The organism is Candidatus Avelusimicrobium aviculae (assembly GCF_949292495.1).
Taxonomy (GTDB): Bacteria; Elusimicrobiota; Elusimicrobia; order Elusimicrobiales; family Elusimicrobiaceae; genus Avelusimicrobium; species Avelusimicrobium aviculae.
Map to the genome: position 1 here is coordinate 1 of NZ_CASEZB010000022.1, position 11,400 is coordinate 11,400.

General features: G+C 50.6%; 8 protein-coding genes and 1 tRNA gene. 4 read left to right on the top strand and 5 right to left on the bottom strand.

From position 1 onward, the window contains the following. Positions 1 to 374 precede the first annotated feature (374 nt). The 4 genes from ACQY33_RS05225 to ACQY33_RS05240 form a co-directional block, all read right to left on the bottom strand. Positions 375 to 794: a thermonuclease family protein gene (locus ACQY33_RS05225; protein WP_428074635.1), complete on the bottom strand. Its 420-nt coding sequence runs from the start codon at positions 792 to 794 to the stop codon at positions 375 to 377. An 86-nt stretch (positions 795 to 880) separates the two neighbouring features. Continuing rightward, complete coding sequence (locus ACQY33_RS05230) at positions 881 to 1,762, bottom strand: diacylglycerol/lipid kinase family protein (protein ID WP_428074637.1); 882 nt, start codon at positions 1,760 to 1,762, stop codon at positions 881 to 883. Further along, positions 1,759 to 2,109 (bottom strand): hypothetical protein, encoded by a 351-nt coding sequence (locus ACQY33_RS05235; RefSeq protein WP_428074639.1) that lies wholly within the window; start codon positions 2,107 to 2,109, stop codon positions 1,759 to 1,761. Before ACQY33_RS05235 ends, ACQY33_RS05230 begins: the two co-directional genes overlap by 4 nt. Then, positions 2,102 to 2,809 carry an HAD family hydrolase gene (locus ACQY33_RS05240; RefSeq protein WP_428074641.1) on the bottom strand — a complete coding sequence of 236 codons (708 nt, stop codon included), beginning with the start codon at positions 2,807 to 2,809 and terminating at the stop codon, positions 2,102 to 2,104. The genes ACQY33_RS05235 and ACQY33_RS05240 overlap by 8 nt, the downstream gene beginning before the upstream one ends. A gap of 82 nt (positions 2,810 to 2,891) precedes the next feature. On the opposite strand from ACQY33_RS05240, the gene alaS reads away from it, so the two are divergent. Beyond that, a complete protein-coding gene (alaS, locus tag ACQY33_RS05245; protein ID WP_428074643.1) occupies positions 2,892 to 5,501 on the top strand; it encodes an alanine--tRNA ligase in 2,610 nt (869 codons plus the stop codon). A 229-nt stretch (positions 5,502 to 5,730) separates the two neighbouring features. Here alaS and ACQY33_RS05250 read toward each other — a convergent pair. Further along, positions 5,731 to 5,817: transfer RNA gene (locus tag ACQY33_RS05250), tRNA-Tyr, on the bottom strand. Positions 5,818 to 6,000: 183 nt separating this feature from the next. Here ACQY33_RS05250 and mutS point away from each other — a divergent pair. The 3 genes from mutS to ACQY33_RS05265 are packed head-to-tail and all read left to right on the top strand — an operon-like array spanning position 6,001 to position 11,228. Beyond that, a complete protein-coding gene (mutS, locus tag ACQY33_RS05255) occupies positions 6,001 to 8,565 on the top strand; it encodes a DNA mismatch repair protein MutS (RefSeq protein ID WP_428074645.1) in 2,565 nt (854 codons plus the stop codon). Then, positions 8,558 to 10,432 (top strand): DNA mismatch repair endonuclease MutL, encoded by a 1,875-nt coding sequence (gene mutL / locus ACQY33_RS05260; protein ID WP_428074646.1) that lies wholly within the window; start codon positions 8,558 to 8,560, stop codon positions 10,430 to 10,432. The genes mutS and mutL overlap by 8 nt, the downstream gene beginning before the upstream one ends. A 13-nt stretch (positions 10,433 to 10,445) precedes the next feature. Further along, positions 10,446 to 11,228 (top strand): 4Fe-4S binding protein, encoded by a 783-nt coding sequence (locus ACQY33_RS05265; RefSeq protein ID WP_428074648.1) that lies wholly within the window; start codon positions 10,446 to 10,448, stop codon positions 11,226 to 11,228. The last annotated feature ends 172 nt before the right edge of the window (positions 11,229 to 11,400 follow it).

Genomic DNA, 11,400 nt, shown 5'->3' on the forward strand with positions numbered 1-11,400 from the left:
GGATACTTTGTATCCACGGTAGGGATAAACGAAGAACAAATACGAAAATATATAGATATGCAGGGAAAAGAAGATTTGGGGCGAACAATGAAATTGTTCGTATAGAAAGAAACCCCGGGCGTAAGCCCGGGGAGTTTCATGTCTTAATGTAAAAAGGGCTTGCTTTGTTTTTTTTGATAAATTTTGTTAGAAACGAAATGAAATCAAAAAAAGAGGTGTTTATGAAAAACCTTACAGCTGATCAATTAGGCGGGCTTGCGCTTGTTGAATTATTGTTGGTTTTACTTATTGGTATGTTGATGCAGTTTTTTCTTAATAAACTGTGGTATTTTTTATGATAACTTACAGTGCGGTTGATGCGTTTAACAATAAAGTTATTTAAACTGATTGGATTTTTCCCCGCCGTCGTACGCATAGCCCAGCCCGCGCTGGATAAGCGCTTGGGCTAAATCCTCTCCTTGGGCGTTGCTTACATCACAAAGCAGGCGGAAGTATTTGTCCCGCCCGCAGTGGGTGAGCATAATGGGCGGCTGGGATAAAAAGTCTTTGGTAAAAGCTTTCGCCTGTTGGGCCAAACGTTTTTCTTTGGCGGTTTTTCCTTTCATTTCCGGGCAGTCCACCCCGCGCACGCGCACGGGAACTTTTTCACAGTATACCGCCAGCGAACAGTTTAAATTAATTTTAAAAGTATCTCCGTCATATACGGAAGCGATGTCCACTTCTTCTAACGCCGCTTCCCCCGGCATGGGCTGGTTTTGGTTAATGGGTTTGCCCTGCTGCTGTAAAAAGAACAAAATAACGGCCGTAATAAGCGATGCCCAAAACCGCCTATTGGAACGGAGCCGAAAGGGGAGGCGTTTTGTTTTTCTTTTTCCCATAATTAATGAGCCTTAACGGGCAGCAATAAATTTAAAGCGCTGGGCTCTATGGAAATTTCCAGCCGGTCTTGTGTGGTTTTGGGTTCGCCATCCAGGTGATAGATAATTTCACCCGCTTGGCGCAAAACGGCTTTTTTAACGCGCGTGGTTTGGGTAACGCCTTTGTGGGCGGGGTCGCTGGTAAAAAAGCTGGGCAGGGCGCAAAGCAATTTTAACTTGCTTTCATTTTTAATTAGTACGCAGTCCAGCCAGCCGTCTGTTAAGCTGGCCTGGGGGGCAATTTTAAAATTGCTTCCATATTGGGTGCCGTTGGCAAACGCCAAAGAAAGCGGGCTGACGGTGGTTTTTTGTCCGTCCAACTCCAGCTCTATGGGTTGGGGGCGGTAAGTCAGCACGTCTTTAGCGCCCAGTTTAAAATAAGGCCACATGCCGCGCTTGCCGCTCTTGCCATACTGCATAAAATCATAGGCTATTTGGGCTTCTATGCCTACGCCGGCTAGATTTAAAAACAGTTCGCCGTTCGCTTTTCCGGCGTCACACGGTACGGCATGAGCCGTTTGCAGGCGCAACAGGGATTCTTCCACAGATAACGGCATTCCCATTTCCCGCGCCAGCCCGTTGCCGGAGCCGTTGGGTATCACCCCCAAAGCGGTTTGGGTATGCACCAGCGCGCGGGCCGTTTCGTTGATGGTTCCATCGCCTCCAACGGCAGCTACGGCCTCATAATTTTGCTGTACGGCTTTTTGGGCCAGCTGGGTGGCGTGGCCCGGGGCTTCTGTTAACGCCCAAGAAGCCTGGGGAAAATTAAGCGTTACGGCGTCTATTATTTCTTGCGGGTCACGGCCTTTTCCGCTTTTTGGGTTGATGATAAATAATATCTTCATACTTTTTTTAAGGTTTCCAAATCTTCTTTTTTGTTTAAGTCCAGTTCACTCAGCGCGTCATAAATGCGTTCCACTTTTAACAAATTAATCCCCGCAGAGGCTACTTTTCCTCCAACCGTAGCCAAAAATACCATCAGAACGGCAAACAACGCGGTATTGGCCAGCTGGTTGACCCCGTCCATAGGTATTTGTATTTGCGCTTGGGCGGTTTGGGCGGTTACATTGCTCATTTTAACTACTTGGGCGACGGGGGCTTTTAAAATAAACGTTTTATACATGCCCACGCAGGCAAAGAAAATAAAAAACAACCCGGCGCAAAGTAAAAGATATCCTAATATTTTATGCATGAGTTTCTCCTTTTAACAAGGCGGGCAGCTCTTGTATATTTTTTAAAGTGACAAAATCCGGCAGGGGGGTGTTGGGCGCTTCTTCATATATCCAGCCGTCTTGGCAGGGAATATAAACGGCCTGCAAACCCGCTTCCAACGCGGGCAGAATATCTGAACGGACGGAATTGCCCACCATCAGGGTGTGGGCGGGCTCGGTTTTTAGGGCGCGGCATAAGTTTAAATAAGCCTGAGGGGTTTTGTCCGTCATAATTTCCGCATGGGCGAAAAAATCCCGCAGGCCGGAGTTTTGCAATTTGCGTTGTTGGTCCAGCAAGTCCCCTTTGGTGGCAACGGCCAAGGTATAAAAAGGGGCCAATTCTTGCAAGGTTTGGCGCACGCCGGGCAGCAGTTCCATGGGGGCGGCGATGAGTTTTTTCCCCAGTTCCAGCACTGGCGCGGTAACGGCGGCGGCTTGCTGCGCGCCCAAAATACGCTGGGCCGTTTCCAGCATAGAAAGGGTGAACGCTTTAGCCCCGTAACCGTATAAAGGCATGTTTTGCATTTCCGTATGCAGCAGTTCGCGGATGCCGTCCTGCTCGTTTAACCCTATGAGCTTAAAAAACGCTCTTTCGGTATTACGGTAATGGGTTTCATTGACCCATAGGGTGTCGTCCGCGTCAAAAAAAATGGTTTTAATGTGCATGAAACTAGGGTTCATAGACTTTAGGCGAGAGGCGCGCCCTCTCTGTATTTGATATACTTTAATTATACAGTTTTATAGAGGTATTTTAGGTAATCTTATGAAAAGCACTGATATTAGAAACGGTTTTTTGCAATTCTTTCACTCCAAAGGCCTGCCGGTAGTGGCTTCCAGCTCACTTATTCCGCATTCGGACCCTACCCTTTTGTTTACCTCCGCGGGCATGGTGCAGTTTAAAGCCAATTTTTTGGGGATAGACAACTCCCTCAAAAACGCCGCCAGCTGCCAGAAATGCGTGCGCACCACGGATATAGACAGCGTAGGCTTTACGGAACGCCACTTAACTTTTTTTGAAATGCTGGGCAATTTTTCGTTTGGCGATTATTTTAAAAAGGAAGCCATAGACTGGGCCTGGGAATATTTAACCAAAACCTTGGGTATTCCGGCGGATAAACTTTACGTCAGCATTTACAAGGGCGGCATTGCCCCGCGCGACGCTGAGGCCTACGCGGCATGGCTGCAATACGTGCCGGCGGAACGCATTTTTGAATTGGACGAGGCAGACAACTTTTGGACCATGGGCCCCACCGGCCCCTGCGGCCCCTGCACGGAAATTTATTACGATTTTGGCCCCAAGGGCTGCAAAAACCCGCATTGTGATATTACGTGCGACTGCGGACGCTTTGTTGAAATTTGGAATATCGTATTTGAAAGCTACAACCGCCAGGAAGACGGCTCCTTTAAACCGCTGCCCCATAATAATATTGATACAGGCATGGGGCTGGAGCGCCTATGCATGGTGATGCAAAACGTAAAAAACGTATTTGAAACGGATTTGTTCACCCCCATTATCAACCAAGCCAAGCTGGATTTGAATCTAAAGGGAAAAACCAAAGAGGAAATATCCGCCCTGCGTATTATTGCGGACCATGTGCGCAGCTCCAGCTTTTTGATTGCGGAAGGCATTTTGCCTTCTAACGAAGGGCGCGGCTACATCTTGCGCCGCTTGATCCGCCGCGCGGCGCGTTATGCGCGCTTAATGGGGGCGGATAAACCATATTTGTATACGCTGGCCCCTAAAGTGAAAGAAATTTTTAATGGCTTGTACCCGGAAATAGACAAAAACCTTTCCCACATCCAAGACGTATTAAAAATGGAAGAGACCACCTTCTTAAAAACCTTGGTCACCGGGGAAGAAAAACTGGCCGCCCTGCTAGCCCAGGGCAAAGGCAAAATATCCGGGCAGGACGCGTTTCACCTGCACGAAACGTTTGGTTTCCCCTTGGAACTTACCAAAGAAATCGCTTCCGCCAAAGGGGTGGAAGTGGACGAGGCCGGCTATGAGGCCGCCAAAGAAGCGGCGCAAGCCAAAAGCCGTTCTTACGCCGATGAGCTTTCCAAAGATAAAGCCATTATGCTCCAGCGTATAGAAAACACCTATCCCGCCACCGTATTTACGGGGTATGACGCGTTAGAACAAAACGCCAACGTGCTGGCTTTGTTCACCGCCGCGCTGGAGCCGTGTGAAAATTTACTGGGCGAAGGCTACGCCGTGTTTGACAAAACCTCTTTTTACGCCGAATCCGGCGGCCAAGTGGGAGACGCGGGGGAAATTTTGTGCCAAGGCCAACCCGTCGCCCGCGTGTTAGACGTGCAAAAGCCGTTGGGCAAAGTGTACGTGCATAAAGTAAACGGGCGTTTAACCCAAGGGCAGAAAGTAACCCTCAGCGTAAACGCGGCTTTGCGCAAACGCTGTATGGCAAACCACAGCGCCATTCACTTGGTAAACGCGGCTTTGCGCCAAGTATTTGGGGACAGCGTACATCAAAGCGGTTCTTTTGTGTCTCCGGAGCGCTTCCGTTTTGACTATACTTTATCCCGCACGCCCAAACCGGAAGAATTGGACCGCGCCTGGGCCATTGCCAACCAAGCGGTGGAAAACGCGCTTGCGGTTAACTGCCAAGTGCGTCCGCTGGCGGACGCGGACAAACTGGGGGCCGTCACCCTGCTGGGGGAAACCTATGCGGATCCGGCCCGCTTTGTGATGATGGGGGGCTCGTTTGAAGCGCCGGAGCAAAAATACAGCTTGGAACTTTGCGCCGGCACCCACGTGCGCAACACGGCGGACGTGATTACCATTTTGGTTTTGAAAGAAGCTTCCGTTTCCGCCGGGGTGCGCCGCATAGAGGGCGTGGCGGGCCCGGCCGCGCTGGACTATTTAAAAACCGTTTATAAAGATACGGAAAGCCTAAGCTCCCGCTTAATGGTTCCGGTAAAAGACGTTTTTAGCCGCATAAACGGTATTATGGATGAGCTGAAAGAAGTGAAAAAACGCTACACCCAATTCCGTGAGAAAACCATGGCTGCCGGCGGCATGAACGAAATAACGTTTACCATGAAAAACGGCACCTCTTTGGTTATCCGCAACGCGGAAGGGGCCGAACCCAAAGAACTGCGTACCATTGCCGATACGGTGGCCCAAAAATACCAGCAGGCGTTGGTTATCGTTACCTGTGACAAAGAGGGCAAGCGCTCTTTTGTGGTAAAGATGGCCGGCAAACTGCCTAATGTGGACGCGGTCACCGTAGCCAAGCAAATCGCGGCGGACTTAAACGGCCGCGCTGGAGGCCGGCCCGATTTTGCCCAAGGCGGCGGAGAGGCCAAACGCCCCTGGCAGGAACTGGTGGGCCAGTTAAAAGAAACCCTATAAAAACAAAGCCCCTCCGCAAGGAGGGGTTTTTATATATTGAAAATGCCGTGTTTTTTGGTTCAATGGCGGAGGGGTGAGTTCCGTTTTATTTTTAAGCGCAGTATGCCGGGCCAAAGGAGCGGAAAAAAGCACAACATGGGCGCGGCGCGTGTAAAAGGTATTCTAAGCCAAGCGGTTGGCATGCTTTCCCACCAGCCCAACAAAAAACCCCGCACGAGCGGGGTTTAAATGGTGGTAGGAATAGGATTCGAACCTATGTAGGGCGTAGCCCGACGGTTTTACAGACCGTTGCTTTTGACCGCTCAGCCATCCTACCGTACAAATTGACGCCGAGGCTTACGCCCCGGCTTTACTTAAACAACTAGGTACATATATTATAGCAAAAAAAATAAAAAGTGTGTCTTTCTTGTTTATTTCCTTATTTTGAAGCGCTTTGTATAGTAAAAATTAATCTGTTAAACTTGTTTAAACCCCCGCGTTAAATTGCTAAAATATGGCTATGCAAAACCAAGCTACTACCCCGCTGATGAAGCAATACCAAGAGATTAAGGCTAAAAACCCCGGCGTTATTTTGTTTTTCCGCTTGGGTGATTTTTATGAAATGTTTGACGAGCAAGCCCGTGAAGTAAGCAATCTCCTGGGGCTTACGCTTACCGCGCGGCACGGTACCCCTATGTGCGGGATTCCGTATCATGCGGCAAACAACTATATTGTGCGGTTATTAAAAGCGGGTAAAAAAATAGCTATTTGCGAGCAGGTTGGTTCCGCGGCGGAAAACAACACCAAACTTTTTGAACGCAAAGTAATCCGCGTCATTACCCCCGGCACCGTGATGGAAGACACCCTGCTTACGGCCAATCAATCCAATTATTTAGTGTATGTAATGGTGCATAAGGCGGGGTGGGCGCTGGCGTGTGTGGACGTATCCACCGGGGAATTTTGGGTTACCCAAAACGACAAAGACCCTTCTTTAATGAATTTAGCCGCCGCCTTGGCGGCCATTAACCCGGCGGAAATAGCGGGGGACCAGGCTTCTTTAAAAGATTTACAGGCCAAGGTGGTTATCCCGGCCGGGTTTGGCCTGACCACCCGCCCCTCTTTTGACGGGGATTATACCCTGCCGGAAAATTGGCCCTCTTTGGGCGCGTGGGAGGGCAAACGCGCGGCTTTGTCCTGCGCTTTGCAGGTCATGCGCTATATTAATGTTACCGAACCCAGCTTTAAAGAAACGTTAATCCCCAGCTACCGGGAATTAAAAGAAACCTTAATTATTGATGAAAACGCCGTAACCGCCCTGGAGTTGGTGCAAAACCAGGAAGGCGGACGCAAAGGCAGTTTGTGGGACTTGCTGGACAAAACCCAAACGTCCGGCGGCAGCCGTATGCTGAAAGAATGGATTTTGCACCCGCTTTTAAACCCGCAGGATATCGCTTTGCGCCAAAACAGCGTGGAGGGGTTTGTAAAAAACCCGCAAGCGGCGCAAGAAGTGCAGTCCATACTTAAAAATATTTCCGATGTGGAACGCATTACCACCCGCACGGCTACGGGTACGGCTTCCCCTAGGGACATGTCCGGCCTGCGGCGTTCTTTATTAAACGCTGAGCCGCTTCACCGCTGGTTTGAAAAATTTGGGCAGGCGGTTCCGCAGCTGGCCCGGGACTTTGCCAACGCTTTTGCCGGCCTTTCAGACATGAGCCGCCTGCTTTACAGCGCCATTAATGAGGACCCGCCCCTTCGCATTAGTGACGGCAACATCATCCGCGAAGGGTATAACGCGGATTTGGACGAACTGCGCTCCCTGCGCCACAACAGCGGCAAAACGCTGGAGGAAATCTGCGCGCGCGAGCGGGAAAAAACGGGCATTCCCTCCATGAAGGTGGGCTTTAATTCCGTCTTTGGTTATTATTTTGAGGTAACCAAAGTGCATTTGTCCAAGGTCCCTTATCATTATGTGCGCAAACAAACGCTTACCAATGCCGAGCGTTTTATTACGGAAGAGTTAAAAGATTTGGAAAATAAAATCTTAAACGCGGATCAAAAAATCCTGCGTTTGGAATCTTCTTTATTTGATGAAGTACGCAAAACGCTTGCCGGGCAAACCCAAGCGTTAAAAACTTTTGCCCGCGTGGCCGCCCAGCTGGACGTGTACGCCTCTTTGGCTCAAACCGCCGCGCAAAACGGCTATGTGCGCCCGACGGTGGATGATTCGGACGTGCTTTCTTATAAAGGAGGAAGGCACCCGATTGTGGAAAGCACGCTCCCGCCCGGCAGTTTTGTGCCGAATGATTTATCCGTCAATTCCACGGATAACCAAATTATGCTTATTACCGGCCCCAATATGGGAGGCAAAAGCGTGTTTTTAAAGCAAACCGCCATTCTGGTTATTTTGGCGCAGATGGGGTCTTTCGTGCCGGCCAAAGAAGCCCGCGTGGGCGTGGTGGACCGGATTATGACGCGCATTGGCGCGCATGACGCGCTTTCACGCGGGAACTCCACCTTTATGGTGGAAATGAACGAAACGGCCCATATTTTAGCTTCCATGACGCCCAGAAGCCTTATCTTGCTGGACGAAGTGGGCCGCGGCACCTCTACCTTTGACGGCATTTCCATCGCTTGGGCGATTGTGGAATATTTGTATAAACCGCACGGCGGTCCCAAAGTGCTTTTTGCCACGCATTATTTTGAGCTGACGGATTTGGAAAACAAATACCCCAGCGTGAAAAACTATCACGTGCAGGCCAAAGAGTATAAAGATGAAAACGGCCAAAGCAAGCTGGCGTTTTTATATCAAATTTTACCGGGCGCGGCGGACCAGTCCTACGGCATACACGTGGCGGAAATAGCCGGTCTGCCCGCCGCCTGCACGCTGCGCGCGCGCAAGGTGCTTAAAGATTTGGAAGCTAAAAAAGGCGGGGCCAAAATTTCCGCCAAAGAAAAAGATATGGTGAAAGATTTGTTCTCTTCCCCCATTGTGGAAGAAATTAAAATGGCCGATACGGACAGCCTGACCCCGCTGGCCGCCTTACAGCTTATTTGCGAATGGAAGAAACGCATCAATGAGTAAAATTACCGTTTTAGACCAAGCCACCTCCAGTAAAATCGCCGCGGGCGAAGTGATAGAACGCCCCGCCGGCGTATTAAAAGAATTGTTGGAAAACGCGGTGGACGCGGGCGCCACGGCTGTAAACATAGATATTGAAGGCGCCGGCAAGGATTTAATACGCATTAACGACAACGGCTGCGGCATGGATAAAGAAGATTTGGAACTAAGCGTGGTGCGCCATGCCACCAGCAAAATACGCACCTTTGACGATTTAACCCATTTGCATACGTTTGGCTTTCGCGGGGAGGCGTTGTTTTCCGTGGCGGCGGTATCGCGTTTAACCATCAGCAGCTGCACCCCTCAGGGAGAAGGGCATTGTATAGAAACCCAGGGGGGAAGTATTACCCGCCGCGCGCCGGCCCCCGCCATACCGGGCACCACGGTGGAAATACGGGATTTATTTTTTAATACTCCCGCCCGGCGCAAGTTTTTAAAGAGCGATTCGTACGAGCGCGCTTGCCTGCTTAAAGTGGTGGAGGAAAGCGCCCTGGCCAACTTGCGCGTCAGTTACCGCGTGCGTATAGGAGGGCGGGAAGTGTATCATTTGCCGGCGCAAACCGGCCCCGTGGAGCAGGCCGTTCGCGCCCGCGCGGCGGAAATTTTAGGCCCGGCCGTGGCGGAAAGTTTGGTGTTTAAAGAATTTGAGCCGCTGGGCCTGAAACTCTTTTTAACCCCGCCGGATAAACTGGTAACGGTGCGGGATTTTCAATTTGTATTTGTAAACCGCCGGCCGATAGAGTCTAAAACCGTCCAGCAGGCTATATATAAAGCCTTGCAAAATGTGCGTCCCAAAGACCGCCACCCCGCTTTTATTGCCTATATGACTTTAGAACCGGCGGATTTTGACGTAAACATTCACCCGCAAAAGCGTGAAATACGCTTTGTGGATGAGAACCGCGTGTTCGGCTTTATTTTAAACAGCGCGGCGGAAACCGCGTTTGGTAATTCCCGCCCGGTGGAAGCGGCCGTGTTGCCTCCCGCCCCGGCAATTGATTTAAGTTTGCAGGCCCGGCCCGCGGCCCAGCAGTTATTTCAGCCCAAGGCGGCTGATCGGGCGGTTCCGCCCGCGCCGGGTTTTATGCCTAAGCCGGCGGAGCAGCCGCAATCGGTAACGGATATTTTTGCCCCGGCTCCTAAGACACGTTTTACCGTGCGCGACAGCGAGGACCCCGTTAGTTACAATGCCTCGGCGGAGGCTGGGCGCGCCTCCTCACAGGATGAATTGCCCTCCGCGCAGGATCCGGCTTGGTATAAAGGGCCTTATCATTATTTGGGGCAGCTGCAGCGCAGTTATTTACTGTTTGAAAACCCGGACGGGCTTATTTTAATAGATCAACACGCCGCCCAAGAACGCGTATTGTTTGAACATTATATGGACGCGTTTGATAAACATGATATAAAGGTGCAGGAACTGATGTTTCCCATTCATGTGGATTTAACCCCCAGCAATGCGGAAAGTTTAATGAGCTGGGCCCCGTGGCTAAAAACGGCGGGGTTTGAGCTGGAGCGTTTTTCCCCGCGCACGGTGCAGGTAAAGACCATGCCGCATATCGTCCGTTTTAAAGAAGATGAAATGAAAAGTTTTGTGGAGTCTCTGGCGGCCGTGGTGGGGGACCCCGCCAAATCTACGGACGCGCTGAAACGTAAAATGGTGGCCATGCTGGCTTGTAAAAAAGCCGTTAAAGCCCATGACGCCATGACCGCGGCTGAAGCGCAAGCCTTGCTTGAAAACATGAAAAAATGTAAAGACGGCATGCACTGCCCGCACGGGCGCGCGTGTGTGGCGCAGTTAAATATTAAAAACATCGGCAAACTGTTTGGGCGTTGATATAGGCGGCAGTATGAATATTTCCAAAGTTACTTGTATTTATTTTAGCGCAACGGGGCTTACGCAGAAAGTGTTGGATTTATTTCTGGCGGGTCTTCCCGTGCCTGCCCAAAAAAAGAATATTACCCCGCATATAACAGAGGTTTCTTACTCTTTTGCTCCCGATGAACTGGCCGTGTTTGCCGCTCCGGTGTATGGCGGGGTGTTGCCCAAGCCGGCGGCGGAGCGGTTTTCGTTGATTAAAGGCAATCACACGCCGGCGGTGTGTTTGGCCGTATACGGCAACCGGGATTATGACGACGCTTTGCTGGAAATGAAAAACCTGACCGAGGCGGCGGGATTTGTGCCCGTTGCGTTTGGGGCGGTTTCGGCGCAGCATTCTTTAATGCCGCGTGTGGCATCCGGGCGTCCGGATGAAAAAGACGCCAAGGCGTTAGCCGTTTTTGCCCGCCGCGCGTGGGAAAAACTGGGGGACTTAAAAGAGCTTTCTGCCCGGGTAACGCCGCAGGTGCCGGGGCGTTCTTCTTATAAAGAGTTTAAAGGAGTTCCTTTTAAGCCGGCGGTAAATTCCGCCTGCGTGCATTGCGGGGCTTGCGCGGCCCATTGCCCCACAGGCGCTATTTCTAAAGACAAGCCAGATACTACGGATCATGCTTTATGCATTTCCTGTATGTCTTGCGTGCATATATGCCCCTCCCATGCGCGCAGTATGCAGCCCAAAGCCGCCCTGTGGCTGGCGGAGAAAGTTTTTTTGCTTAAATATGGCAAACGCAGAGAATTAGAAATTTTTATTTAACATAACAAACCCGCCGTTATGGCGGGTGTTATTGTATGTTGTGAAAACCCCCAGCTAGGCTGGGGGTTCGGTAAAGGTTTCACCGGTAAGGAAGATAAAAAAACTCCTTTTGTATAATAAATTGCCTGTGTCCGCAGGCAATTTAACAAAAGGAGGTCATTGCTATGACCAA

Coding starts and splice junctions, on each gene's coding strand:
- ACQY33_RS05230 (WP_428074637.1), bottom strand. CDS start 1,762: ATGAAGATATTATTTATCATCAACCCAAAAAGCGGAAAAGGCCGTGAC.
- mutS (WP_428074645.1), top strand. CDS start 6,001: ATGCAAAACCAAGCTACTACCCCGCTGATGAAGCAATACCAAGAGATT.
- ACQY33_RS05265 (WP_428074648.1), top strand. CDS start 10,446: ATGAATATTTCCAAAGTTACTTGTATTTATTTTAGCGCAACGGGGCTT.
- alaS (WP_428074643.1), top strand. CDS start 2,892: ATGAAAAGCACTGATATTAGAAACGGTTTTTTGCAATTCTTTCACTCC.
- ACQY33_RS05235 (WP_428074639.1), bottom strand. CDS start 2,109: ATGCATAAAATATTAGGATATCTTTTACTTTGCGCCGGGTTGTTTTTT.
- mutL (WP_428074646.1), top strand. CDS start 8,558: ATGAGTAAAATTACCGTTTTAGACCAAGCCACCTCCAGTAAAATCGCC.
- ACQY33_RS05240 (WP_428074641.1), bottom strand. CDS start 2,809: ATGAACCCTAGTTTCATGCACATTAAAACCATTTTTTTTGACGCGGAC.